The organism is Streptomyces sp. ISL-66, assembly GCF_018614135.1.
Lineage (GTDB): Bacteria > Actinomycetota > Actinomycetes > Streptomycetales > Streptomycetaceae > Streptomyces.
In genome coordinates this window covers 35,414-59,755 of record NZ_JAGGOW010000070.1, presented here as the reverse complement: position 1 = coordinate 59,755, position 24,342 = coordinate 35,414, and the positions used below count along the sequence as shown (strand labels likewise).

The window sequence follows — 24,342 nt, the reverse complement described above, 5'->3', positions numbered from 1 at the left end:
CGCGGCCGCCGCGCCGTCGCCGTTCAGCGGTCGCCGCCGTTCTCGGTTCGTCGCCGTTCTCAGATCGCCGCGACTCCCGCCGCGGTGAACACCAGCGCCACGACCGACAGGACGGTGCGCAGGTAGTGGAATTTGCGCCAGAGCGGGCGGGGATCCTCCCAGTCGGCGGGTATGACCGCGGGATCGGTGATCGCCTTGACCCGGCGGTTGATCGGCACGTTGCACAGGTGGGACACCCCGGAGACGCCCAGCAGCAGCACCGCCGAGGCCGCGAAGAGCGGCCGCCCGGTACCGCTGACGGTCACCGCCAGCACTCCGTTGACCAGGGTGCTGCTCAGCACGATGACCGGCATCGTGGGGTCCCAGTTCCGGCCCAGCAGTTTGTGCGCGTAGACGTAGGTGCCCGTCTCCATCGCGAAGAGCGCCGGAAGGACGCTCAGCGCGACGGCGAACAGGACTCCCGCGGTGACGCCGCTGCCGAGCAGGGCCACGACACCCAGGACCTGGTTCATGACGACGGGGCCCCCACGGGGTGGGTGTCCACGGTGAGCTGCTGGACGCTGCGCATGATGGCGTTGCGGAAGTACTCCGCGAAGCCCTCCGGCGTGGTGGTGTCCCGCTGCTCCGCGAGGTACGGGGCCAGCTTGTCCTCGAGGATGTGGACGCCCTTCTGGGCGGCCATGTGCTTGCCGACCGCCGCGAAGTCTCCCTCGTAGTGGATGACGCGCACGATGTTGTCGTCCTTCACGAAGACGCCGGTGCCGAGCAGCCGGCCGGCCGGGTCGCCGCCGTCGCCGGCGAACTCCGGGGTGCTGACCCGCTCGAACGCGGCGAAGATCTCGGCGATCTCGTCCTCGAAGCCGGGCTTGACCTTGTACGTGATGGCTGCGTAGGGCATCAGATTCCTCCGTCGACTTCGATCGTGGTGCCGGTGACGTACGCGGCGCTCTCCCCGGCGAGGTAGAGCACCGCACCGGCGACGTCCTCGGGGGTGCCGAGGCGCCCCAGGGCGGTCAGCGCGGTCAGCTTGGCCGCCAGCTGCGGCGGCAGGCCCGCGCCCGGTTCGGTCTCGGTGACCCCGGGCGCCACCAGGTTGACCCTGATCCCGCGCGGGCCGAGCTCCTTGGCGAGCGCGCGCGTGAAACCGACCAGCGCGGCCTTGGAGGTGCTGTAGTGCACTCCCATCGGGCGGCCGCGCAGGGCCACCGAGGCGCCGATGTTGACCACCGAGGCGCCCGGGGCGAGGGCGTCGAGGACGGACTGGGTGACCAGGTAGGCCGAGGTGGCGTTGTGGTCCAGGACCCGGTGCCACTCCTCCTCGGAGAGCTTGCCGAAGGGGACGTGGCCGTCGACGCCGAGGTTGTTGACCAGGACGTCGATGCCCCCGAGCCACTCGGCGGCCGTGGTGGCCAGCAGCCGGGCGCCCTCGCGGGTGGTCAGGTCGGCCTGGACGGTTTCCGCCTCGCCGCCGGCCGCTTCCACTTCCGCGGCCAGGGACTTGGCCCGCTCGGCGTCGCTGCGGTAGCTGACGACGATCCGGGCACCGGTCTTGGCGAAAGCGAGCGCCGTCGCCCGGCCGATGCCGCGGGTGCCGCCCGTGACGACGACCCGGCGGCCCACGGACGGAGCGGGCTCGGTCACCGAACGGCTCCGGCACGGGGAGCCGTACTGATCAGGGCGAGCAGCAGGCGCGGGGTCTCCGCCTCCGCCACCGCGTCGTCGTTCAGCACGATCCCGTACGTACGGTTGATCACGCTGGTGACCTGGAGCAGGGCGAGGGAGTCGTAGCCGAACTCGAGGAACGGCGTGTCCAGGGCTTCGTCGCCCTCGAAGGCCATGCCCTCCTCCGGCGCTCCGACGCACTCGAGCAGCAGCTCACCGAGCTCGGAAAGGGATATGTCGCTCACGATGCTTCCTCTCAGGAGAATCAGTTGGCCCTTGCCAGCAGCGGGATGCCCGAGACACCGAACAGTGCCGGGGTTCCCTCCAGGTCGAGCTGTGGCGAGGAGTCGAGAACCGCGCGGTGCAGGAACTCGATGCTGGGTGAGGGGTCGAGCCCCAGAGTCTGGTTGAGCGAGGCGCGCAGCTGTCGGTAGACCACCAGGGCGTCACTGCGCCGCCCGGCCCGGTACAGCGCGAGCATCAGCTGCTCGTGCAGGGCCTCGTGCATGGGGTGCCGGGCCGCGAGCCCGGACAGTTCGCCGATGAGCTCATGGTGGCGGCCGAGCCTCAGGTCTGCCTCGATTCGACGGTGAAGCACGCTCATGCGCGACTCGTCGAGCCGGGTGGCCTCCACTTCGAGGAGCACGCCGCACTGGACGTCGGCCAGCGCCCGGCCGTGCCACAGGGACAGCGCCCGGCCGAAGTACGCGGAGGAGCCGACCCAGTCGCCCTGGTCCAGGGCGCGGTGGCCGGCCGAGGACAGGGCGTCGAACTCCTGGGCGTCGATGAGTCCGCCCTGGGTGTCCAGGCGGTACCCGCCCGGTTCGGTGATCAGGACGCTCTTGGCGCCGCGGGGCAGTCCGGCGCCGGCCGGCTCCTCGGCCAGCGCCGCGCCGATGAGGTGGCGGATCTGCAGGATGTACGTCTGCAGGGTGGTCTGCACGCTGCGCGGCGGACTCTCGCCCCACACCTCTTCGACCAGCGAGGCCACCGAGACGACCTGGTCGGCCTGGAGGGCGAGCAGCGCGAACACCTTGCGCGGCTTGACGGCCGTCAGGTGGAGGGGAACACCGGACTGGATGGCTCGGAACGGCCCGAGCACGCTGATGTCCATGCCTTGAACAACTCCTTGTGGTTGGGGTGTCCGGCTCGCCGCGGGCACGGCTCAGCCCGCCACCGGCGGAAGCGGCGGAGCTCCGGCGAACACCGATTCGACGTTCAGCGCCTCCCCGACGCGCCGGGGCAGTTCCGCCCCGCGTACGAAGAAGTGGGCCCCGGGCAGGGTCCACAGCCGGAACCCCGCCGTCGTGCAGTGCTCCCAGGCGGCGACCTCGGCCGGGGAGACCAGCTGGTCGTCGGCTCCGGCGAAGGCCGCCACGGGGCAGGGCAGCGCAACCATCGGGGCGGACCGCAGACTGCGGGCGAGGCGCAGGTCGGCCCGCAGTGTGTCCAGGGTCAGGGCGAGCCAGCCGGGGCGCTCGAGCAGCTGCGCGGGCAAGCTGTCCTCGTCCCCGAGTCCCTTGAGGAGTTCCTCGTCCGGGGCGTCCGGGAGCAGGGCGCCGGGACCGTCGAGGACGGCGGACGGGAGCTGGGGCGCGGGGCTGGCGCCCGCCATCACCATCAGGGGAGGCCGGCGGCCGGTGCGCACGAGGTGCTCCGCGAACCGGTAGGCGACCATCGCGCCGAGGCTGTGCCCGTAGAAGGCGTAGGGTTCGGGCCCGTCGAGGAGTTCCCCGAGGTCGTCGGTCAGTTCCCGGACCAGCTGGTCGCCGTCGGTGATCCGGGCTTCCCGCAGCCGGGATTCCCGGCCGGGCAGCCGTACGGGCAGTACGCTCACGCCCGGTCCGACGGAGCGCCGCCATCCGGCGAAGCTCATGGCACCCGCACCCGCGTGGTGGAAGCAGAACAGCCGGATTCCGGCCGGACCGGCCGGCGGACGTACCGCGAGATAACGATGCACCCGGACTCCCCTTCCGTAGATGACCCCCGTGGTCAGGTGCGGGATCAGAGAGTCACCGCCCCACCTCGCCCGGGGCTCAACTTCAGCTGGAGCGCGGGTCGGCGAGCACCGGCAGCAGGGGTAGCACGCCACTGGATCCGCTGCGGGCGTCGAAGCCCGGGTCGTACAGCGCGGCGCTGACCGTGTAGGACTCCACCGTCTGCCAGCTGTGGAAGGACCATTCCCATCCGGTGCCCGGTGTGCCGTCGGGCCGGAGCATCCGTACGCGCTGATCACGCGGCCCGAAGCCGAATTCGGTGAACCGGAAGCGCAGCCCCTGGCCGATGGCCTTGCTGTAGGCCTCCTTCAGCGTCCACAGGCGCACCAGTTCCCGGTTGCGCTGGTCTTCGGGCACCTGCTCCAGGGCCTCCAGTTCGTACGGGGTGCACACCTGGCGCTCGGTGCCGAGGCCGAGCATCCGGCGGTCCTCGGACTCGGTGTCCACTCCGATCCGGCCGAACCGGCTCAGGCCCACCACCAGCAGTCCTTCGGTGTGGCTGAGGCTGATGTCCAGCTGGTCGATGCCGCGCAGGTGCGGGCGTCCGCCGATCTTGTAGGCGAGTTCGAGCTCGCTCGGCTTCGTGCCCAGCACCGCGCTCGCCGCGGACTTCAGCAGCAGCCGGGAGGCCACGAACCGGGAGCGGTTCTGCGCGTGGGTCATCTGCCGCATCCGCCGGTGGTCGGGGCCGAGGTCGGCGGCCAGGGCCGGGGAGTCGAGGTCGGCCGGCAGCCAGTCGTCCACGGCGGCGTACACGACGCAGGTGCCGCGCTCGGCCATCTCCCGGCGCACCGGCTGCCAGGAGTCCGCCGGTCCCCCGTGCCGCAGCGGGCGCATGACCGGGTTCACCTCGCCTCCCATCACGTCGCCGCGAGTCCGGCGAGGCGCTCCACGCGTCCGGCGAGCCGGCCGACGGTCGTGGCGCCGGACAGCACGTCGGACAGGGGCACGTCCCGCAGGGCGGGATAGCGCAGCTCCAGCCGGCACTTGAGTTCGATCACCATCACCGAATCCAGGCCCAGGTCGTCCTGGAGGTGCGGGTCGAGGACGGCCGGCCGCGCGGACGACGCTTGTCCCAGCACCCGTTCGATCTCTTCCCACACCGCTTGCTCCACTGCGGGATTGCTCATGTCGTCTCTCCGGAAGGTAGGGAGCAGGTCCGTTCAGCCGCCGATGGCGGTCGAGTAGAGGTCGTAGCTGCGGGCGTCGTCGAAGCGGTGCAGCACCTCGGCGAGCATCCGCTCCTCGCCGAGCGGCAGGATCCTGGCCGCGGCCTTGTCCAGCCGGCCGGCGATCCGGGTCAGCGCCATCGCCGCCCAGGCGGGGTCGGCGAGGAAACCGGAGCTGTCCCGGTGGTGGCGCCACACCCCGAGACAGGCGGCGCCCGCGACGATCAGCGCGTACCGGTCGGCCATGGCGTACGCCCGGGGGCTCACCGGGCGGCCCCTGGGGTGCGCGGCCAGCTCCGCGCAGGCCGCCAGGAGCGTGCGCAGCTGCTCGGTGAGCACGGCGGTGGCCGCCCCGAGTGCCTCGCCGAGCTCTCCGTCCACCGAGGCCGCGTACCGGGCGGACCAGCCGAGGGAGGCGAGCAGGGCGTCGCCCTCGGCGGCGGGTACGGGTCCCTCCTGGCGGTATCCGGGCAGGTCGGCGTCGAACGGCCGGAACAGCGCGGCGGGCGCCTCCTCGCCCGCGGCCGGGTCGAACTCCGCGAGCCGCAGCAGGTGGGCGACGATGACCGCCCGGCTGGAGGCGGTGCCCGCGCTGCCGAGGCCGATCATCGGCAGGTCCCGGGCCGTCTTCTGGAAGGTGCCGTAACTGCCGCTCTTCGCGTAGGACTCGGCGCCGAGCACGATGGAGAGGTCGTAGACGGCCTCGTTGAGCACGGTCGGCAGCAGGTACTTGGCGACGGCGCCGAGCAGCCGGCACTCGGCCGGCAGCAGGTGCACGGACCGGGTGGTGACGAGCGAGACGCAGTCGCTGATCAGCAGGTCGGTGAAGGCGTCGACCAGGGCGGTGCGGGTCCGGGCGGTGTGCAGGGAGGCGCGGCTGCGGGAGCGGTGCGAGCGCGCGAAGGCGGTCGTCGTGCGCAGTGCGGTGTCCGCGCAGCCCAGGGACATGGACAGCCCGGTGCTGCGGGTCAGCGGGAAGGCGCGTTCGGCGAGCTGTGCGCCGGAGCCCGGCCTGCCGATCAGCCGGCCGGGGTCCAGGCGGTGCCCGTCGAATTCGAGGCCCTGGACGACGCAGCCGCGGATGCCGACCGTCCTGCGGCGCGGCAGCAGCGCCAGGTTCACGCCGTCGGGGCTGTCGGGGCCCGGCACGAGGAAGGCGCTGAGTTCTCCCTGCGCCGCGCCCAGGGTGTGGGCGAAGAGCACGAGCGACTGGGCCGACGCCGCGCTGTTGAGGGCCTCCTTGCGGCCGGACAGCAGGTATCCCCCGCCGTCCGGCCGGGCGGTGAGCCGGTTGGCCAGGAAGTCGTTGCCCTGCGGCGGCTCGGGGTAGGCGCAGGCCATCCGGCCTCCGGCCAGCAGCAGTTCGGCGGTGTCCCGCCGCTGTTCCTGCGTGCCGTCGGCCCATACGACCACCGAGGCCATGTAGGACGTCAGCCCGTAGCCCAGGCCCAGGGCCGCGTCGCGCCGGAAGACCGCGCGCAGCACCCGGGACAGGACGTCCAGCCGGTCGAGCCGGCCCCCGAGCTCCTGCGGTACGAACTCCGCGTTGAGCCCGAACCGGTCGAGGAGCCGTTCCGCGGCCGGCAGCAGCCGGGCGCGGTCGTCGGCGGCGAGGAACTGCTCCGCTCCCAGGGGGTTGCCCGGATCCTCAAGATCCCCGAATGCGTGCTCGAGTTGCGCGATGCGTTCCTGAACGGCGGCCTCCGAGGAGTACGCCCTGTTCGCCACCGTCGTCATGGCTTCTCTCCGTCCTCACGTGCGGCCCACGGGACTGTGCTTAACCGGTGCGGCTCAAGAGACCCTCAAGGTCTCCCGGTCAGGCTGAAAGCCGTCGCCCGCACCGGTCGGCGCCGGCTCGGTCAAAGGGCTGGGCACCGCCGTCCTGCCGTGGAGGTACGGAAGGCGGTACTGATCGGCCGGCAGCCAGAGGGACCCGTAGGCCACCAGGCTGTTCCACACGGGCAGCAGCAGTCGCCGGACCACGATGTGGGCGAAGGTGTGAGCGGGGGTTCTCGAAGCGGACATCGTCGTGCCCTTCCTTTGCGAGCGGAAGCACCACGGTGGTCCGCACGGCTCGGCAGGGCCTCAAGCAATTCTCGTGTGCGCCCGCGCTCGAGCGTCACTCAAGCGGCCTGTGCTGACATGCACTGAGGTTCCGCACACAGGAGCAGGAGGGGACCGGCCGATGTCAGAGCGAGAGCGCGGCCGACAGGTGACGGTGGTCGAACGGCTGACCACGAGCCTCGATCCCGCCTCGTTCGAACGCGAGCTCGTCGCCTACGCCCGCCGGCGGGAGTCCGCCAAGGGCCTGGAGGCGCTGGTGACGGCCGCCTGCGCGGACCGCCCCGGCAGCTACGTGCACCTCGACCGGTGGAGCTCGCTGGACCGCCTCGTCCAGGCCGGGCACGAGGTCGGCGAGTCGATGGCGTTCTTACGGGGCCTCGGCCCCGAGACGGCCACCTCGTCGGAACTGATGGTCACCGTCGGGCGGATGACCGTACGGGGCAAGTTCGCGGACGCGGCGCACGTCGTGCTCGTCCACGCCGTCCTCGACGGCGAGCCGGAGCGCTTCGAGCTCGACTTCGGGTCCCTGGTGGGGCAGTGCGTGCCGGACGCCGGTTTCGGCGGGAGCGACCTGCTCCGCTCGGCCGTCGACCCCCGCCTCTACACGGGCCTGCTGTGGTGGCTGGACGCCGGCGCCTGTGCGCGCGTGCGCGGCGGCGTGGGCTATCCGGACCGGCTGGCGAAACTGTCGGCCTCGGCGCGGGTCCGCGAAGAGACGATCCGGCCGCTGCGGGTGGCCTGAGCACAACCGTCCCCGGCGCCGCGGTCCAGCCGCGCCCCGCCCCCGCTCTTTGCGGGCTCATCCCGGGCTCATCCCGGGCTCTTCCCGCACTCCGGCCGCACTCCGGCCGCGCTCTTGCGGCGCTCCTGCGGCCCTCCTGCCCCGCACCCGCCGCCGTACGAGTCCCCTGCGAGCACGGCAGCGCAGCATCGGAGCATGGATGACTCGACCGATGCGCAGGTCCGTTTCACCGTCCTGCGTGGGCAGCCCGATGCCGAGGAACTGGCGGCGCTGACGGCCGTCCTGTGCGCCTGCCTCGCGGCACCGGCCGAGGACGGGGCCGAGGAGGACGGGACCTCGTCGGCTCCCGCGCCCTGGGGCGGCCGGCGCCGCCCGCGGCCCCGGGTCGGCTGGACGAGTCACACCTGACCCCACGGCCCACCGGGCGACCGGATCACCGGCCAGCGGGTCCCAGCGACGGTCGAGCGTCCTCAGCGAGGGTCGAGTGTCCTTCGAGAGGGCGCACCTACGTTCCTGCTCCGGGCGGGAGCGAGGCACCCACGGCAAAGCGTGCCCGCTGCGCCCACAAGACATTGCCAGGGGGACCCGGAAGTGACCAGCGACTACCGCAGTTTTACCGAACTGATGATCGACAGAGCCCGGCTGACACCCGATCGTGAGGCGCTCCTGCTGCTGCCGGACAGCGACGAATCCGGCCGTCCCGCATCGGTGTCCTACCGCGCGCTCGACGCTTCGGCGCGCGAGCTCGCCGGCTGGCTCCAGGTGCGCGGCAGCGCCGGCGAGCGGGTGATGCTGCTGCACGACTCCCGCCACCAGTTCGCCGTGTCCTTCCTGGCCTGCCTGTACGCGGGCGCGATCGCCGTGCCGGTCCCGCCGTCCGGCGGCCGCAGCCACCACGAGGAGCGGGTCGCCGGAATCCTGAAGGAGTCGGGACCCTGCGCCGTCCTGACCGACGCCGCGCTCGCCCCCGCCATCTCCCGGATACTGGCCGGCCGGGGCCACGGGCAGATCCCGTGCCTGGCCGCCGACGCCGTGCCGCAGCACGCCGAGTGGAAGCTCCCGGAGCTGGACCGGGACAGCGTCGCCTACCTCCAGTACACCTCCGGGTCCACCGGCAGCCCGCGCGGGGTCGTCGTCACCCACGGCAACCTGCTCGCCAACCAGGAGGCGCTGGGCCGGATGCTCGGCGCCGGGCCGGGTGCCCGGATCGGCGGCTGGCTGCCGCTGCACCACGACATGGGCCTGGTCGGCCAGTTGCTGCACCCGCTGTGGCTGGGCGGCACCTCGGTGATGATCACCCCCGAGGCCTTCGTGAAGCGCCCCGTGCGCTGGCTGGAGGCCATCAGCCGGTACGGGATCGAGGTCAGCGGCGCACCCGACTTCGCGTACGGCCTGTGCGTGCGGCGGATCACCGACGAACAGCTCGAAGGCATCGACCTGTCCGGCTGGCGGATCGCCGTCTCGGGCGGGGAACCGGTCCTCGCGCAGACCCGCCGGGCCTTCACCGCCCGGTTCGCCGCCGCGGGCCTGCGCCCCGAGGCCATGAGATCCGCGTACGGCCTGGCCGAGGCGACCCTGCTGGTGGCCGGCGGACCCGCCGACGGCGAGCCCGTGACGGTGGACGCCGACGCGCTGGAGCAGCGCCGGATGAAGGCCCCGCGCCCCGGCAAGCCGGTCCGCACCCTGATGTCCAGCGGTACGCCCGACAGCGCGACCGAGGTGCTGATCGTGGACCCGGAGACGCTCGAACTGCTCCCGGACGGCGAGGTCGGCGAGATCTGGGTGTCCGGTCCGGCCGTCGGGCAGGGCTACTGGCGCGACCGCACGGCGACCACCGAGCGGTTCGGCGTCGCCGTGGACGGCATGGGCGGTCAGCTGCGGACGGGGGACCTCGGCGTCCTGCACGAGGGCGACCTCTACGTGACCGGCAGGCTGAAGGACATGATCGTGGTCGCCGGCCGCAACCTGTACCCCCAGGACCTCGAACACACCGTCCAGCGGATCAGCGCCCTGTTCGGCACGGGAACGGCCTTCTCCGTACCCGGCGAGCGCGAACGCGAACGCGTCGTACTGGTGCAGGAGCTGCGCACGCACAAGCGCTACGCGCTGGACCTCGAGGCGGTCGCCGAAGGCATACGGCGCTGCCTCGCCGAGGAGTACGACATCGCGGTGGGCGGGGTGCTGCTGGTACGGCCCGGCACGGTCCGGCGCACCACCAGCGGGAAGGTGGAGCGGACCGCGATGCGCCGGCTGTTCCTCACCGGCGGGATCAGACCCCTGTACCAGCACCTCGACAACGAACTGAGAGCACCGGCCGGGCCTTCGCGTTGAGCTGGTCAAGGGACACCGATCCGAGAGGGAGCTTGACTTGAACGCGGATGCACCGGGCGGTCCCGACGAGCGGGTTTTCGCGGCCTGGCTCGCCGAAACGATCGGCGGATACGTACGACGGGAGGTGCCCCAGGACGAACCGCTGACCGACTGGGGCCTCGACTCGATCGGCCTGCTCGGTCTGTACGGGGACATCGAGGAACGGTTCGGACCGCTGCTGGACCCCGCCGACATCTGGGCGTACCCCACGATCCGCGATCTGGCGCGCTTCCTGGCCATGCGGGAGGGCATGGGCCGGCGCGGCGGCCGGGTGCGCGCCGCGTTCGTCTTCACCGGGCAGGGCTCCCAGCATCCCCGGATGACGGCCAAGCTGTACGAGGAGCTCTCGGGCTACCGCCACCACCTCAGGGCCGCCGACGCCGCGATCCGCCCGTACCTCGGGATGTCCGTGACGGAGCTGATCCTCACCGGGGACCCCCGGGTGCACCAGACGGCGCTGACCCAGCCGGCCCTGTTCGCCGTCGGGTACGCGCTGGCGATGACCCTGCTGGAGGAGCAGGAGGTGCGTCCGGTCGCCGTGCTCGGGCACGGCATCGGGGAGATCGCGGCCGCCGTCGTGGGCGGGGCGCTGCCCCTGGAGGACGCGGCCCGGCTGGTCTGCTTCCGCGGGATGTACATGCAGTACCTGCCCACGGGCGGCGGGATGATGGCGACCTGCGCGGACCCGTTCGAGGCCGCGGAGGCCACGGCGTGCGAGCCGGGCGTGACGATCGGGGCGTTCAACGCGGCCCGCGCCACGGTCCTGTCGGGTGAGATGGAGGGGCTGGAACGGGTCCGGGAGCGGCTGGCGTCGATCGGCATCTCGAGCGCCTTCCTCCAGGTGACGCACGCCTTCCACTCTCCCCTGATGGAACCGGTCACCCCGCGCTTCGAGGCGGCGGCCCGCCATCTGGCGGGGTCGAAGCCCAAGGTCCCGTACTACTCGACGGTGTACGGGCGGCGGATCGAGGAGCCGCTGGACGCCGCGTATTGGACGGCCCAGATCACCTCGCCGGTGCGGTTCGCCGACGCGGCCCGGCAGATGCTCGCCCAGCAGAGCCCCAGCCATGTGGTGGAGATCGGCCCGAAGGCGGTGCTGTTGCCCTTCATCCGGCGGATGGCCGGCTCCCGGGGGCCCACGTGTCTGGCGCTGTGCCGCGGTCCCCAGACCAATGCGGTGGACATGGCCGGGGTCCTCTCCGCTCTCAACGCGGGACCGCTGGCCCTGGGATGAGCACCCGGGGCACCTCGGTCACCCCGCCCACCCAATTCACCCCGGTCGCCCAGTTCACCCCGATCACACCGCCCGCGCCGCCCGCGCCCGGACCGCTACGGGATCCATCCGGCCTCCTCCGCGATCCGGATGGCATCGATCCGGTTGCGGGCGTTGAGCTTGTCCACGATGGCCGTCAGGTAGTTCCGTACCGTGCCCTCGGTCAGGAACAGCTCCTCGGCGATCTCGCCGGCGTCCGCGCCGCGGGCGGCGAGCCGGAGCACCTGCGTCTCGCGGGGGGAGATCGGGTTGTCCAGTGCCTCCCAGGCGCTGAGCGCGAGATCGGGATCGATCACCCGCTGCCCGTTGGCCACGGCCCGTACGGCCTGGGCGAGCCGGGCCGGCGGAGAGTCCTTCAGCAGGAACCCCGAAACGCGGGCGGCCATCGCCCGGCGCAGGGTGCCGGGTCTCCCGAGGCTGGTGAGGATCAGCGTGCGACAGCCCGGCAGGCGTTCGTGCAGTTCGGCGGCGGCCGTCAGCCCGTCCGTGCCCGGCAGATCGATGTCGATGATCGCGACATCGGGCCGCTTTTCGAGTGCGGCGGGCACGATGAGATCACCCCGGTCGACGGATGCGACCACAGAGAAGTCGGGTTCCAGTTCGAGCAGGGCGATGAGAGCGCCGCGGACCATGTGGACATCTTCGGCGAGAAGAATATTCAGCGACAGCATTCGTTGTTCCTCCGTTCCCCATCTGCCGGTTCAGGCAGCCGGATTTCCCGACACCCGAACATCCGCCGTTATCCCGGCGCCCCTGTACCGCTGCGGTTCGACGAGCTCCGCCGGCTCGGGCGCGGCCGGCCTGAGCGGCGCCCTCGCCGTCAGGCGGAAGCGTCCCTTCGATTCGACGCCGGCGCTCAGCACCCCGCCGATCGCCGTGAGCCTGGCGTCGAGGTTCCCCAGCCCGCTGCCGCGATCGGCGGAGTCCGAGAGGCCTATGGCGTCCACCCCGTCGTTCTCCAGCACCAGTTCCACCGTCTCCCCCTCGACCGTCGCCCGGATGAGGCAGGACTGCACCTTGCTGTGCCGGAGGATGTTGGTCACGCCCTCGCGCAGGGCGGTCGCCAGCACGGTGTCCACGAGCGGGTGCAGCCGCCCGCAGTCGATGTCCACCTCTGCCCGGACGTCGGCCGCGGCCATGACGCTGACCACCGACTGCGCCTCGGATGCCAGGGACATGTCACGGTATCCACTGGCCACCATCCGTACGTCGGCCAGCGCCTGGCGCGACACCCCGAGGACGGAGGCGACCTCGTCGCGGGCCCGCTCGGGGTTGTTGACGACGAGCCGGGTGATCAGCTCGCACTTCAGGGAGATGGCCGAGAGGCTGTAGCCGAGGAGGTCGTGCAGGTCCCTGGCGAACCTCAGCCGCTCCTGGTTGACGGCCATCCTGGCCATCTCCGCGCGGGCCTCGTGGACTTCGTGGACCAGATCGGTCAGCCGGGTCAGTCCGTAGATGACCAGGCCGGTCAGGGCGGTGGAGATGCCCACGTAGGCCACGTCGAGCACGGTGCCGCCCTTGCCCACCGCCCACCACACCACGACGAGCGAGACGACCCCGAAGGCGGGCCAGGCGATCCGGGGCGGCGCGAGCAGCAGGACCGAGGCGCACAGCGGTCCCGCCACGCTGCCCCACGCCAGGTCCAGCCAGACCACGGGCAGGAAGGTGAGGACGAACTGCACCGCCAGGGCGGCGCATTTGCGGCCGGCGGACCACCGGCGGGCCCGGGCCGAGGTGAGGACCAGCTGCACGGCATAAAGGACCAGGACGGCCGCTTCACAGACGATGAGCTCGCGCGTCCGGCCGCGGAGCGCATATTCCGCATTGAGCGCGGTGATGATTCCGTATCCGGACAGGACCACGACCACGATGCCCTGCGCGAGACGCGGCGCCAAGACGTCGGAAAGGCGACCGCGTTTGTCCGGACTTAAACTTTCCGCTTGCTCCGTCCCTTGAGCTAGGTCGTTGTCCGCAGTCCGGAAACGGCCCGTCATATGCTCGCTCCTCAGTAGGGAAATCGGGAGGGTCTGAGATCGCACTATATGCCGAGCCTGCCAGGCAGAGGGCGGGTAACGGGACAGTCCTGATCTACAGGGGCAGCGGGACCGAGTTGAGTTCGCACAGTGCGGGAGCGGCGTCCCGCTGACCGAGACTCGGCGGTACGTCGAAGAGCCGTCCCGGCGCGAACCGGGCGTAAAACGGGCGCAGTCCGGGCACCAGGGTCTTCACCACCGGAATGCCCACGTCCGGCCGGGTCTGGTCGAGGACGAGCAGCTCCAGGCCGTGTGATTCCAGCAGCTTCCGGATGTACGTGACGTCGTCGAGGAGGTCGGCGCTGCGCCCGGCGTACGGCCAGGATCCGGGCGTCCGCGCGGACTGCGCCGGATCGGGGAACAGCTGCGGCTGACCGGGCAGAGCCGTACCGCGACCCCCGGGGGCCGGCAGCAGCTGCACCATCTCGGTGAGCGCCCTGCGCAGGGCCAGGCGCGGGTCGAAGTGCGCTCCGAATCCGAAGACGAACTCCTCGGCCGGGTCCGCGGTGTTCTGACAGAGGGCCACCACGACGGGGACGCCGAGGTCGGAGGTGAGGTCCAGGGCCCAGATCCGCCGGCCGGAGCGGGCCAGCGAGGCCCTCATCGACTCCAGCCAGGGCTCGTCGAAGGAGTCCAGGTCGAGGGCGGGCAGGCGCAGTTGGTTGTACCACCACAGGGCCACGGAGTCCCGCTCGACGAGTTCGAGTACGCCCTGGACCACGGCGTCCTCGATGCTGCCGCCCGCGGCGTTGCCGTTGGAGTCGGCCCACAGGCCGTCCCGGGGACCGCCGCCCGCGCCCGAGTCGAAGTAGAGGGTGGAGGTGGGCAGCAGCCGGTGGACCCCCGCGGTGAGGGACCAGACCGGCGTCCACTCGGTGGCCGCCGCGGGGTCGAAGGGTTCGCTCACCCGGTGGAAGGGCGACTGGCCGGCGTTCCATCTCTCCCGGTCGGCGTACTGTCTCTCGTCGAACAGCTGGTAGGAGTTGGGGTGGACGGCCGCGGCGCCCAGGCCCGTGAACGAGTCCCGGATGACCAGCTCGTCCCCCTGGCGGGAGCTGCTGTAACGTTCCGCCGCCTCGCACAGCGCGCTCGCCCGCGCCTCGGTGGCGGTCGCCCCCTTGCCCCCGCTGCGCGAGCGCAGGACCTGGTGGACCCCGGCCAGCGAGTGCCCGCGCAGCGCCAGGTTGGGACCGGAGTCGTAGGCGTGGAGTCCCTCGGGCACCCCCGGCACCGGGCGCAGGTGCGTCACGATGCCGGTGACCGGGCTGATCAGCCGGCGGTTCTCGATGAGGATCCCCTCGGCGGAGACCGCCCGGTCGTTGCTGCCGGAACCCTCCGCCTTCGGACGGGACACCGGAACGACCGGCCGTGCGGTCCGCGCGGCGACGAGCGAGGGGTCCCCGCAGTCGGGGCACTGCGGGCGGCGCAGCACCGTGTGGTGGGTGGTGCTCAGGCTGAGGCTGTCCAGGACGCAGACCGAGCGCTGCTCGGGGTAGCGCAGTCCCGCCAGCCACTTCGACATCTCCAGCACGGCGCTCTGGAGCCCCAGCGACCGTACGGCGGAGAGGCTCGGGGCGGGCCGCGGAGCGGGTCCGTCCAGGCCCAGGGCCCGCTGTACGGGCACCTCGCTGCGGCGGTGTTCGGCCAGCCGGTGCGCGAGGCAGGTCCAGCAGGGCCCGGCCGAGTCCGCGGTGAAGAACGGGCCGGTCCACGGGTCGGCGGCGAAGGGTCTGGCCAGCAGCCAGGACCGGCCCTGGCCGCGCAGTCGCGCGGCCAGGGACCGCAGCCCCGGATCCAGGTAGTCCGAGCACACCACCAGCGCCAGGGGGACCCGGGAGTCCTCGTCCACCGCGTTGAGCCCGGAGGCGTAGCAGGCGGCGCGGGCCGCGCCGGCGTCGACCGCGCCGACCGGGATCACCGCGACCGGCGCCCTGCCGACTTCGGCCGTCGCCTCGTACCCGTCGAGACCGGCCCGGTCCCAGTAGGCCTGGGCGAGGGCGCTGTCCTCGCCGGCCGCTTCGGCGCAGGGGCGGTACCCGACCAGATTGGCCCGCGCGAGGCTGCGCAGTGCGCGTCCCGCCTCGGCGACGGGCATGGTCAGCGAGGCGTCCCGCAGCAGTTGGGGCAGCGTGCGGCTGCCGTCGAGCAGCGGGACGAGGCTTTCGATCCCGCCGCCCCGCAGGACGGTCACGCCCTGGTCGGACAGGACGAAGGCGGCTTCGCCCGGGACCGCCTCGGCTCTGACGTGGCGCTTGAAGGCGACGAAGGGGCCCGCCGGAGGTTCCTGTATGGAGGTCACGCGACCACCTGTACGTCCGCCATCTGGCCCGCGCTGCAGATGCACGGGTGTACGCAGATGTCCGCCGGAGCGTACGCGTCGGTGCTCAGATCATCGATGGAGAGGGTGGCGCCCGCCGCCCAGTCCCATGCCTGCGCTTCGAGTCCGAATTCCAGCAGGACCCCGGCCGGATCCCTGTCGAAGCGCTGCCCGAGCTTCGGTTCGAGGCCGGTCCTGGCGGCGAGTTCCGCTAAGCGAAAGAGTTCCTGGGCCACGTTCATGACTTCCCCCTGTGACGAACGGTGCTGCTTGGCGTCTGTCTGGGTCGAGAGTCTGGGGTGGCGCCTCATGGGACCGGCAGTGCGACGTTCACCAGCCCCCTATGACTTTTTCATGATTCGCCTCGTGTGTGCCTCACTGGGCCGCGGCCGTCCCCCGGTGCGAGTCTGCTGTACCTGACTCCAAAGGGTCGTCGCAGGGTTTGGCCGACGGCCGTGGCTCGACAAGGGGGAGCACACGCATGGAGATCAAAGTACTCGGGTCACTCGCCGTCCACGAGCGCGGTGTCTCGGTGGTTCCGAGCGCGGCGAAGCCCAGGCAGCTCCTGGCGCTTCTCGGCCTGCACGCCGAGCGCGTGGTCACCGTACCGACGCTGATGGAAGAGATCTGGGGCGAGGACATCCCCCGCAGCGCGTCCACCACACTGCAGACGTACATCCTGCAGCTGCGCCGGAAGATCGGTGCGGCACTGGACGGGGATCCGCTGCTCGACGCCAAGGACGTCCTGGTCACGCAGTTCGGCGGCTACCTGCTCCAGGTGCAGCCGGGCCAGGTGGACGCCCACGAGTTCGAACGGCTCGCCGACTGCGGCCGGGCCGGCTACGACGCCGGCGACTACCGGGCCGCGTCCGATCTGCTCGGCCGCGCGCTCGCGCTGTGGCAGGGCCCGGCGCTGGTCGACGTACGGGCGGGGTCGGTGCTCGAACTGGAGGTGCTGCGGCTGAACGAGGAGCGCACCGCCGCCCTCGAACGGCGCATCGAGGCCGACATCCGGCTCGGCCGGCACGCCGAAGTGATCCCGGAACTGCGGGTGCTGGCCGCCCGTCATCCGCTCCACGAGGGCTTCTGCGGACAGCTGATGCGCGCCCTGCACCGGGCGGGCGGAAGCTGGCGCGCCCTCGAGGCCTACCAGCGGCTGCGGGGGTCGCTGGTGCGCGAGCTGGGGCTCGAACCGTCCGCTCCGCTCCAACTGCTGCACCAGGCCGTCCTGTCCGGTGACCTGGACCGGGTCGACCCGGTGGGCGCCGCCCAGCCCCGCGTGCTCCAGTACGTCGCGGCGGCCGATTAGCGGCCGCCGGTCGAGCGTGGCTCGCGGCCGGTCGAGCCAGGCTCCAGGGGACGTGCCGACGTCTTTGAGGGGTCGTTCCTAGCTTGGGGCGATGACGACCTTCGACGAACTGCTGACCACGCTCGCTCCCTCGCCGAGCCTGCACCGGTCCACCGCAGAACTCAACCGGCTGAAGGACGAGGTGAGCCGCGGTCCGGACCCCGAAGCGACGAAGCGGCAGCACGCCAAGGGCAAGCTGACCGCCTACGAACGACTCGACCTCCTCTTCGACGAGGGAACGTTCACGGAGATCGAGCCGCTCCGCCGGCACCGGGCCACCGGTTTCGGCCTGCAGCACCGCAGACCGCACGGCGACGGCGTCGTGATCGGCTGGGGCCAGGTCCACGGCAACACGGTGTTCGCGTACGCGCACGACTTCCGGGTCTTCGGCGGCGCGCTCGGCGAGGCGCACGCCGAGAAGATCCACAAGGTGATGGACCTGGCCGAGAAGGCCGGCGCCCCGCTGGTCTCCCTCAACGACGGCGCCGGCGCCCGCATCCAGGAGGGGGTCTGCGCCCTCGCCGGATACGGCGGCATCTTCCGCCGCAACACCCGCGCCTCGGGGGTGATCCCGCAGATCAGCGTCATGCTCGGACCGTGCGCGGGCGGGGCGGCGTACTCCCCGGCGCTCACGGACTTCGTGTTCATGGTGCGCGAGACCTCGCAGATGTTCATCACCGGGCCGGACGTGGTCCGCGCGGTGACCGGTGAGCAGATCACGCAGAACGGCCTGGGCGGCGCCGACGTGCACGCCTCCGTCTCCGGCGTCGCCGGATTCGCGTACGACACCGAGGAGGAATGCCTCGAGGACGTGCGCTACCTGCTCTCGATGCTCCCGCAGAACAACCGCGAGCTGCCGCCGGTCGTCCGCGGCGACGACCCCGCCGACCGCCGCACCGACGGCCTGGCCGACGTGGTGCCCGCCGACCCGGGCCAGGCGTACGACATGCGCAAGGTGATCGGGGAGATCGTCGACGACGGCGAGTTCTTCGAGGTGCACGAGGCCTGGGCGCAGAACATCGTGTGCGCCTACGCCCGGCTCGACGGCCACGTCGTGGGCATCGTCGCCAACCAGCCGGCCGCCCTGGCCGGCGTTCTGGACATCCACGGTTCGGAGAAGGCCGCCCGGTTCGTCCAGACCTGCGACGCCTTCAACGTCCCGCTGCTCACCCTGGTGGACGTGCCCGGCTTCCTGCCGGGCGTCGACCAGGAGCACAACGGGATCATCCGGCACGGAGCCAAGCTGCTGTACGCGTACTGCAACGCGACCGTCCCGCGGATCTCCCTGGTCGTCCGCAAGGCCTACGGCGGGGCGTACATCGTCATGGACTCGCGGTCCATCGGCGCGGACCTCGCCTTCGCCTGGCCCATCAACGAGATCGCGGTGATGGGCGCCGAGGGCGCGGCGAACGTGGTCTTCCGCAAGGAGATCGTCGCCTCCGACGACCCGGAGGCGACACGGGAACAACTCGTCAAGCAGTACAAGGCCGAACTGATGCATCCGTACTACGCCGCCGAGCGCGGGCTCGTGGACGACGTCATCGATCCGGGGGAGACGCGGCAGGTACTGATCCGCTCGCTGGCGATGCTGCGGGCCAAGCAGGCCTCGCTGCCGGAGCGCAAGCACGGCAACCAGCCGGTGTGAGCGCGCGGTGCGCGCCGCCGCGGTCCCCCGGGAGGGGGAACCGCGGCACGCGTCACCGGGCGGGCAGGTGCCGGGGGATCAGTTGCCCGGGCGCCGCCGCGGCGCCACGGCGATGCCCAGGAACTCGGTCCTGGTGCCCTCCAGCATCTGCAGGGCCCAGTTGAGCCACTTGATGCCCTCGCAGTAGATCGCCACGGGGCGGCGCTGGGTCTGGTAGGTGTCCATCAGCGTGCCGTCCAGCTCCTTCTGGAAGTGGAACGGAGGCATGGCGGTGAAGTGCTGCCCCATCATGAACACGAACCGGACCAGCCAGTACGGGTCGTCCCTCAGGTAGGCGCAGTCCGGGTCGTCGAGCCCGAGCGCGGCCGTCATCACGGGCGCGAAGTAGTCCTCCATGCCCTCGGGAGCCGCGTGGTCGACCGTGCCCCCGGTGAGGACCACGTCCCGTACCCGGTAGGCCCGCTGGTACGGGTTGTCCGCCAGGAACGCGATGTCGACGCGGGGGGTCCTGCCCGCCGCCACGTCCACGCGCATCGTGAACTGCTCGAAGTGGATCTCGTCGTAGTGGCCGATGGAGTTGTGCCACGGCTTGTTGTCGTACATCGCGTCGTCGCGCGTGTCCTCGCCGTCGCTCTTGTAGCCGATCGCCCGCGGGTCGAGGAACTTGATCCCCAGCGAGTCGGGGGTGATGGCCGCCAGTGCCGCGTCGATCTCCTCCCGCGGCGCCCCGGCTTCGATCACCCGCTGGGCGTGCAGCAGCGGCTCGCTGTCGGTGATCTTGATGTTCTCGGTGTTCGTGTCGCCCATGACGAGCGAGTGGAAGGCCGGCTCCAGCATCTCCAGGAACTCGGGGGCGGCCCGGAAACGCTCCAGCAGAGCCGAGTGGTTGAGGTAGGAGACGCCGTTGACGACGATGCGCTCGGAGTCGAGGAGAGGCGCGCCGAAGGTCTGCGGCGCCGTGCGGCGGCACAGGTCCAGCCGGTCCTCGATCTTCCTGAAGTAGGAGGTCTCCAGCGTCTCGCCCGGGGCCGGGACCCGGCCCACGCTGTGCACGTTCTCGTTCAGCACGCGGATGACCTGCTCGTAGAGCCGGGCGACCACCGCCGGCGGCGGTACGTGCTTCTCCACGAAGCGGCTCACCTCTTCGCCCTCCACGTAGCTCATCTCGTAGATGACCTCGCGGTAGCCGGTACGGCCCTGCGCGCGCAGGTGGGACGGGACGGGGATCTCCCGCTCCAGGGTGGCGAAGGCCTCGGGGAAGTGGTCGCGCACCGGCGCGGGCAGCGCGTGCAGGAACTCGGCCTGCTTCTTGGCCTTCGCGAACGGCGGCAGCATCACGCCGTGCCCGTCCGGGTTCCACCGCGCGGTCGTCAGGGACTCGCTCAGTATCTTCCGCACTCTGACGCGCTCCTCGCCCTCCTTGCGGACGAAGACGGTCATGGACTCGCTGCCGCCCTTGCCGAAGTTGACGATCGTCTCGCCGGGTTCGACGTAGGCGCAGACCGTGCTGGAGAGCACCTTGCGGCTCCGGGCGTTCTCCAGGACGCGCTCGTTCTCGACGGTCATCGCGAGGACGCAGGCGTACTCGAAGCGGTCCAGGGCGGGGCTGATCCGCTTCCTCCAGGCCTCGGCCGGCTCATCGACGCGGATGACGTGCCCGTGGTAGGGGCCGAGGTCGAGGGCGGTGGCCTCCAGGTCCGAACCGAGGGAGATGACCTGGCAGTTGCCGTTGAGGTGGATCCGGCGCACCTCGGTGTTCAGGGTGCTGCCCCGGAGCACCGAGCGGGTCGCGTCCTGAAGGTCCTTCTTGGACTGCACGGGCACGCCCTCGGGCGATATCACCGAGATCGCGGCGTCGGTGAGGCCGCCGAGCACCAGCTCCACGGCGTCGTCGCGCAGCCGCGCCGCGGCCAGCGCGACCACCTCGGTCAGTGAGATGGCGCCGGAGACGGCCAGGGTGACGAGCCAGCCGAGCGCGTCGCTGCCCTCCAGGTAGTGGTCGCTCTGCGCGAACAGCGCGGGCCGGTTGCGGACGAGGGCCTGGAAGAGCAGGTACGGGTAGACGATGCGGTGGTCCACGCGGCCGGCGCGCCCGCCGCCGCGCAGGGCCTTCAGCATCTGGTCGTACGCCTGGAGGGCGGCGGGCTCGGTGTCGAGGAGGAGCTGGGTCCTGCGGGCGAGTTCCTCCTCGTCGAGGTCGGCCAGTGCGTCGAAGTGGAAGACGACCACCTCGGGGCGGTCGGTGTCCAGCGTCCGCGTCGTGGCACGGCCCTCGCGGTCGATGACGCGGAGTTCGGCGTAGGCCTTGCCGACGAGCTCGGGATCCTCGCTGGTGAAACGCTTCTTCAGGCGCGCCTTGGTGACCAGCTCGCCCCGGTCCAGGGCGATGTGATCCCGGTGCTCGCGGGTGTGCTGGAAGACCTCGAGCAACGCGTAGAACGAGGCCGCGCCTTCCCGGGCGGGGCACAGCATCTCCGCGGTGATGACGCGTCCGAGGGTGCGGGAGAAGTGATCGTCCCAGAACTCGGATCCGGCGGCGAGGCGGAACAGCTCACGCAGGGAGTCGTAGTGCCCGGTGTGCAGCTCCTCCCCCGAGGCGTACAGCTTCTCCAGGTCGGTCATCAGGCCGTCGACCACGCCGAGCGCGTGCAGGAACCGGTCGGTGTCCTCGGGGGTTCCCGTGTAGGCCAGGACGGGGGCGTCGGTGTGGTTGTCCTTCAGCAGGCGGGCGGACTTGTTGCCGAGGCCCAGCTCCAGGACCATGTCCGCGTCGAGGCTGTCGATGGTCTCGCAGGTGTCCCGGGACGCCATGACCCGGTCGGTCATGGCCAGGATCCCCTCGCGGATGCCGGCCGCCGTGGTGAGCAGCGACGTGTCGTGGTTCGAGACGACCGGGACGCGGGGCTCGGCGAACCGGACCAGCTGGACGTCGATGAACTTCTCCAGTGCCCGGCGGGCGGGCAGCATCCGCGCGGAGTGGGCCAGGAAGAAGGTCGGGTCCTTCAGCTCTTCGGTCTCCAGGCCCGGCGCGGCGGCGACGAACCGGTCGAAGTAGGTCTTGACGCCGGTGCGCACGTACAGGTTCGCCTGGGTCGGCGAGTAGGCCTTGTGCACTTCGACGTCCGTGACCGGGAACGCGTCCCGCAGCGCGGCCAGGACCGTCGCGAGGGCGTCGGGGCTCTGCGCCCGCAGGGCGACCACGTGGGAGGGCTCCGCCACCAGGGGTGCCCGCAGGACGGATTCGGGCAGGTAGCAGGCCATGTTCCGGGCGTACGCCTCGTCGGTGCGCTCGCCGCCCGCCGCCAGCAGCATCAGCGGGGTGAACGCCTTGGCGATCTTCACGCCGTCGAAGACGGACAGGGAGCCGCTGGCCACCGCGGCCGTCAGGACGCCGAAGCTCTCGCCCGTGTAGGCGACGAAGTCGAGCGGCGTCCCGTTCTTCTCGGCGCGGTCGCGCAGGTACGCGTCCAGGACCAGGCTGTGCACCAGCAGGGCCGCCCCGATGAAGCCCTGACGCTCCATCTGTCCCTCGGGAAGGTTCTCGGACGCCGCGAGCAGCAGATCGGGCCGGGTGGGGAAGCCGAGGGCACGGGCGGCTTCCTGGTAGATGCCCGTGATCTCGGGGATGCCGGAGTCGAGGAGGGACCGGCCGAGGTCCCGGTAGGAGGCCCGGCTCCCCAGGCCGGGGAAGAAGCCGGCCACGCGTACGCGGTCCTTGGTGCTGAGGATGTCCTCGACGAGGGCGGGCCGGTACGGGGTGGTCGGGAACGGCTGGACGGGGGAGCTGGAGCTGGACACGTGAATCGTCGCCTTCTCGCGTTGATTGCATTCCCACGGAACGGGATTCGGGCAATGCGTCCGACGCTTTCCATCGGATGACAGGAAGAAGTCTGTCCAACGGCCAGGCTTGATTCAATGCATTCAGATTCAGGCTTGTTTACGTCTTTACAGGACGAGCAAGAGAGTTATCAAGGAACGTCAAGAGATGTCAGAGCCCTGTCAAAGATGCAGGTCAGAGACTTTTCAATGGACACAGGTCCGTCATTTTGGCGAAACAAAAAAAGGACCGTGCGAGCCCGAAGGCCGCGCGGTCCTGATGTATCGATCGGACGGTTCTGGACGGTTCCCGGTCCGACCGAATTCCTCTTGACGTCTCATTCTGTCTTTTCGTCGACAACCCATCCGACAGGAAGAAGAACCCCGTATTCGGCGGCAATGGCCGGGACGCCGGGCACGAGGGCCGGGCACCGGTGAAGTCAACGCATCGTAGTATCGCCATACTTCGATGCATCTTGTCAAGCCGGGTCCACGCCCGCCCCCGACCGCCGACGGTGACGCATCGCTTAGCCTCGATACATCAAGACCGTCCTGCGCCCACCCGAGAAGGCTCGATGACGACACACGACACGCCCGCGACAGGGGACCTCACGACCCTGATCGAACCCCTCAAGGCGCTCGCCAACCCCGTGCGGCTCCAGGTGCTGCAGTGGCTGCGCACGCCCGAGGACCACTTCCCCGTCAACGAGGTCGGCGTCTGCGTCAGCCACATCCAGGCCAAGACCGGTCTGGCACAGTCCACCGTCTCCGCCTACATGGCCGTACTCGAACGCGCGGGCCTCGTCCGCTCCGCACGCGTCGGCAAGTGGACCCACTACCGGCGCGACGAGGAGCGCATCGCCCGGCTCATCGAGCAGCTCGGCCGCGACATCGGGGACATCGGTGGGGACATGGGTGGGGACATGGGTCTGACGGGATCCGCCCGGCCCTGACCGAGCCCGCCGCCCGGCCGGCCCGCGCGTCCCGCGGGTGGGCACCGGGGCCCGGCGGCGGCACGGGCGGGTCCATCCGCGGTCCGGGCGGGTGCGGGTTCACCCGTGGCCCATGCGGTAGCCGACGCCCCGGATGGTGATGACCCACGAGCCGGCGCCGAGCTTGGCGCGCAGGCTGCTCACGTGCGTGTCTATGGTGCGGCTGGAGTCCGCCCAGCTGGTTTCCCACACCCTGTCCATCAGCTCCTTGCGGGAGATGACGTTCTCGGGCTCCGAGGCCAGGATGTGCAGCAGCTCGAACTCCTTGGCCGTCAGGTTCACCGGCCCGCCGTGCAGGCGGACTTCCCGGGACCTGCCGTCGATGTGGAGCGGGCCCATGGAGATGTTCCGGGTGGACTCGGACCGGGCGTGGGTCCGCCGCATCACCGCTTCGATGCGCGCCGCCATCTCGCGCACTCCGCACGAGGCGAGCACGCAGTCGTCCGCCCCGGCCTGGAGGGCGAGGACCCGGTCCAGCTCGGTGTCACGCGTGGTCACGGCGATGACGGGCTTGTCCCCCGCTTCCCGGATCGATCTGCAGACCTCCAGGCCGTCGATGTCCGGAAGGTCGAGGTCGAGCACGACCAAGTCCGCTTGCCGGTACGCACGCAACGCCTCGTCCCCGGTCCCCACGCTGGTCGCGGAGTAGCCCTGTCTTTGCAGGTACCGGACCCTCTCCTCGGCCGTGGCGGCGTCGCCCTCGACCACCAGCACACGAATCTTGAGCACCTCGGCGACCTTGCTGAGATACGGTAGGTGTTCCCCCGAAACCATGCCTCCCCCTCCGTACGAAGATAAACAATAGTATGTTTTTTGTTTTTTGTTAAGCCCGGGCTGGGAGCCGCCCCCCTGGCGGGGGCCCGCACGTCGCGCCCCTGGGGACGCGACGCCCCCGCAGGCGCCTCCCCCACTCC

General features: G+C 71.1%; 23 protein-coding genes. 7 read left to right on the top strand and 16 right to left on the bottom strand.

All coding sequences use genetic code 11. The annotated features are described in order from the left end of the window. Positions 1–59 precede the first annotated feature (59 nt). The 10 genes from J7E97_RS14710 to J7E97_RS14665 all read right to left on the bottom strand — a co-directional run bounded on the left by J7E97_RS14710 (position 60) and on the right by J7E97_RS14665 (position 6,853). Complete coding sequence (locus tag J7E97_RS14710; RefSeq protein WP_215027028.1) at positions 60–512, bottom strand: DUF1772 domain-containing protein; 453 nt, start codon at positions 510–512, stop codon at positions 60–62. Beyond that, positions 509–898 (bottom strand): SchA/CurD-like domain-containing protein, encoded by a 390-nt coding sequence (locus J7E97_RS14705; RefSeq protein ID WP_215027025.1) that lies wholly within the window; start codon positions 896–898, stop codon positions 509–511. Before J7E97_RS14705 ends, J7E97_RS14710 begins: the two co-directional genes overlap by 4 nt. Continuing rightward, positions 898–1,641, bottom strand: coding sequence for an SDR family NAD(P)-dependent oxidoreductase (locus tag J7E97_RS14700; protein WP_215027022.1), 744 nt, complete (start codon positions 1,639–1,641; stop codon positions 898–900). Before J7E97_RS14700 ends, J7E97_RS14705 begins: the two co-directional genes overlap by 1 nt. Next, positions 1,638–1,907 (bottom strand): acyl carrier protein, encoded by a 270-nt coding sequence (locus tag J7E97_RS14695; protein WP_215027019.1) that lies wholly within the window; start codon positions 1,905–1,907, stop codon positions 1,638–1,640. The genes J7E97_RS14700 and J7E97_RS14695 overlap by 4 nt, the downstream gene beginning before the upstream one ends. A 20-nt stretch (positions 1,908–1,927) precedes the next feature. Further along, a complete protein-coding gene (locus J7E97_RS14690) occupies positions 1,928–2,776 on the bottom strand; it encodes an AfsR/SARP family transcriptional regulator (RefSeq protein WP_215027016.1) in 849 nt (282 codons plus the stop codon). Positions 2,777–2,827: 51 nt separating this feature from the next. Next, positions 2,828–3,622, bottom strand: a complete 795-nt coding sequence (locus tag J7E97_RS14685; protein ID WP_308346506.1) for an alpha/beta fold hydrolase — start codon at positions 3,620–3,622, stop codon at positions 2,828–2,830. 82 nt (positions 3,623–3,704) lie between these two features. Continuing rightward, the gene (locus tag J7E97_RS14680) at positions 3,705–4,508 is read right to left on the bottom strand and encodes a 4'-phosphopantetheinyl transferase superfamily protein (RefSeq protein ID WP_308346505.1); all 804 of its coding nucleotides are present in this window, start codon (positions 4,506–4,508) and stop codon (positions 3,705–3,707) included. An 11-nt stretch (positions 4,509–4,519) separates the two neighbouring features. Next, positions 4,520–4,789 carry an acyl carrier protein gene (locus J7E97_RS14675; RefSeq protein ID WP_215027014.1) on the bottom strand — a complete coding sequence of 90 codons (270 nt, stop codon included), beginning with the start codon at positions 4,787–4,789 and terminating at the stop codon, positions 4,520–4,522. A 33-nt stretch (positions 4,790–4,822) separates the two neighbouring features. Next, positions 4,823–6,565 carry an acyl-CoA dehydrogenase gene (locus J7E97_RS14670; protein ID WP_215027011.1) on the bottom strand — a complete coding sequence of 581 codons (1,743 nt, stop codon included), beginning with the start codon at positions 6,563–6,565 and terminating at the stop codon, positions 4,823–4,825. A 54-nt stretch (positions 6,566–6,619) separates the two neighbouring features. Further along, entirely contained in the window at positions 6,620–6,853 is a 234-nt protein-coding gene (locus tag J7E97_RS14665) for a hypothetical protein (protein ID WP_215027008.1), read from the bottom strand. Between the two features lie 160 nt (positions 6,854–7,013). On the opposite strand from J7E97_RS14665, the gene J7E97_RS14660 reads away from it, so the two are divergent. From J7E97_RS14660 to J7E97_RS14645, 4 genes are all read left to right on the top strand, one after another. Beyond that, the gene (locus tag J7E97_RS14660) at positions 7,014–7,634 is read left to right on the top strand and encodes a hypothetical protein (RefSeq protein WP_215027006.1); all 621 of its coding nucleotides are present in this window, start codon (positions 7,014–7,016) and stop codon (positions 7,632–7,634) included. Between the two features lie 195 nt (positions 7,635–7,829). Then, complete coding sequence (locus J7E97_RS14655) at positions 7,830–8,042, top strand: acyl-CoA carboxylase subunit epsilon (RefSeq protein ID WP_215027003.1); 213 nt, start codon at positions 7,830–7,832, stop codon at positions 8,040–8,042. 216 nt (positions 8,043–8,258) lie between these two features. Next, entirely contained in the window at positions 8,259–9,965 is a 1,707-nt protein-coding gene (locus J7E97_RS14650; RefSeq protein ID WP_215027000.1) for a fatty acyl-AMP ligase, read from the top strand. 37 nt (positions 9,966–10,002) lie between these two features. After that, positions 10,003–11,238: an acyltransferase domain-containing protein gene (locus tag J7E97_RS14645; RefSeq protein WP_215026997.1), complete on the top strand. Its 1,236-nt coding sequence runs from the start codon at positions 10,003–10,005 to the stop codon at positions 11,236–11,238. Between the two features lie 95 nt (positions 11,239–11,333). Here the strand turns inward: J7E97_RS14645 and J7E97_RS14640 are convergent, their stop codons facing one another. The 4 genes from J7E97_RS14640 to J7E97_RS14625 all read right to left on the bottom strand — a co-directional run bounded on the left by J7E97_RS14640 (position 11,334) and on the right by J7E97_RS14625 (position 15,869). Then, entirely contained in the window at positions 11,334–11,948 is a 615-nt protein-coding gene (locus J7E97_RS14640; RefSeq protein WP_215026994.1) for a DNA-binding response regulator, read from the bottom strand. A 30-nt stretch (positions 11,949–11,978) separates the two neighbouring features. After that, positions 11,979–13,172 carry a sensor histidine kinase gene (locus tag J7E97_RS14635; protein ID WP_215026991.1) on the bottom strand — a complete coding sequence of 398 codons (1,194 nt, stop codon included), beginning with the start codon at positions 13,170–13,172 and terminating at the stop codon, positions 11,979–11,981. 193 nt (positions 13,173–13,365) lie between these two features. After that, complete coding sequence (locus J7E97_RS14630) at positions 13,366–15,609, bottom strand: TOMM precursor leader peptide-binding protein (RefSeq protein ID WP_215026988.1); 2,244 nt, start codon at positions 15,607–15,609, stop codon at positions 13,366–13,368. Continuing rightward, a complete protein-coding gene (locus J7E97_RS14625) occupies positions 15,606–15,869 on the bottom strand; it encodes a hypothetical protein (protein WP_215026985.1) in 264 nt (87 codons plus the stop codon). Before J7E97_RS14625 ends, J7E97_RS14630 begins: the two co-directional genes overlap by 4 nt. Positions 15,870–16,108: 239 nt before the next feature. Here J7E97_RS14625 and J7E97_RS14620 point away from each other — a divergent pair, with 239 nt between their 5' ends. Together J7E97_RS14620 and J7E97_RS14615 are read left to right on the top strand one after the other, a co-directional pair. Continuing rightward, on the top strand, positions 16,109–16,936 hold the full coding sequence (locus J7E97_RS14620) for an AfsR/SARP family transcriptional regulator (RefSeq protein WP_215026982.1): 828 nt from the start codon (positions 16,109–16,111) through the stop codon (positions 16,934–16,936). 91 nt (positions 16,937–17,027) lie between these two features. After that, positions 17,028–18,620, top strand: a complete 1,593-nt coding sequence (locus J7E97_RS14615; RefSeq protein WP_215026979.1) for an acyl-CoA carboxylase subunit beta — start codon at positions 17,028–17,030, stop codon at positions 18,618–18,620. 78 nt (positions 18,621–18,698) lie between these two features. On the opposite strand, the gene J7E97_RS14610 is transcribed toward J7E97_RS14615, so the two are convergent. Beyond that, a complete protein-coding gene (locus J7E97_RS14610; RefSeq protein ID WP_308346504.1) occupies positions 18,699–22,418 on the bottom strand; it encodes an ACP S-malonyltransferase in 3,720 nt (1,239 codons plus the stop codon). A 593-nt stretch (positions 22,419–23,011) separates the two neighbouring features. On the opposite strand from J7E97_RS14610, the gene J7E97_RS14605 reads away from it, so the two are divergent. Then, on the top strand, positions 23,012–23,389 hold the full coding sequence (locus tag J7E97_RS14605; protein WP_215026976.1) for a helix-turn-helix transcriptional regulator: 378 nt from the start codon (positions 23,012–23,014) through the stop codon (positions 23,387–23,389). Positions 23,390–23,488: 99 nt separating this feature from the next. Here the strand turns inward: J7E97_RS14605 and J7E97_RS14600 are convergent, their stop codons facing one another. Next, positions 23,489–24,157, bottom strand: coding sequence for a response regulator transcription factor (locus J7E97_RS14600; RefSeq protein WP_308346503.1), 669 nt, complete (start codon positions 24,155–24,157; stop codon positions 23,489–23,491). Between the last annotated feature and the right edge of the window lie 185 nt (positions 24,158–24,342).